Here is a 524-nt window from a genome sequence, read left to right on the forward strand (position 1 = left end):
GTTAAGTTTCTTAGTGAAGGAATTAAAAAAATTTTAAATGTGGTGTCTGAAAGATGACAAGTTTTCATTTGTAAAGAAAAGTTTTTTTCAACTTGGAATTAAAATTACAGATAAAGCAATAAATTTAATGCTTTTTATGTTAGATGCAGATACTAAGATTTTACAATCTTATATAAATTCTTTTGCTCTTTTGATTAAAGATAAAACTATTGATGAGGATGATGTCACTGCTTGGCTTAGTTTTGTGCGTCTTGAGAATGTTTTTTCTTTATTTGAGTCAATTTTAAAGAAAGATATGGAACGTGCTTTAGTTAAAGTGAAGGCCATTTTGGAACAGGGGGAAGAGCTTGTTGGTATTATTATGAGCCTTGGATGGCAGTTTAAAAAATTTTTAAAAATTAAAATAGATTGTGAAAATACAAATAACATTTCATCTATTTTGAAAAAGCATAAGATATTTTTTTCACTAGAGAAAACTTATAAAATAGGGCTTTGTAATTATTCAGTCTTGGATATTAAATTTA

1 protein-coding gene is annotated in these 524 nt (G+C 26.3%); it reads left to right on the forward strand.

Annotated features, from left to right (window positions below; all coding sequences use genetic code 11):
• Positions 1-37: 37 nt before the first annotated feature.
• Positions 38-524 (forward strand): DNA polymerase III subunit delta (locus BN1173_RS04580; RefSeq protein WP_425456538.1); only part of this gene is annotated, 487 nt, incomplete at its 3' end.

The sequence above is a fragment of the Borrelia crocidurae genome (assembly GCF_000825665.2).
In the GTDB taxonomy this organism is placed as follows: Bacteria; Spirochaetota; Spirochaetia; order Borreliales; family Borreliaceae; genus Borrelia; species Borrelia duttonii.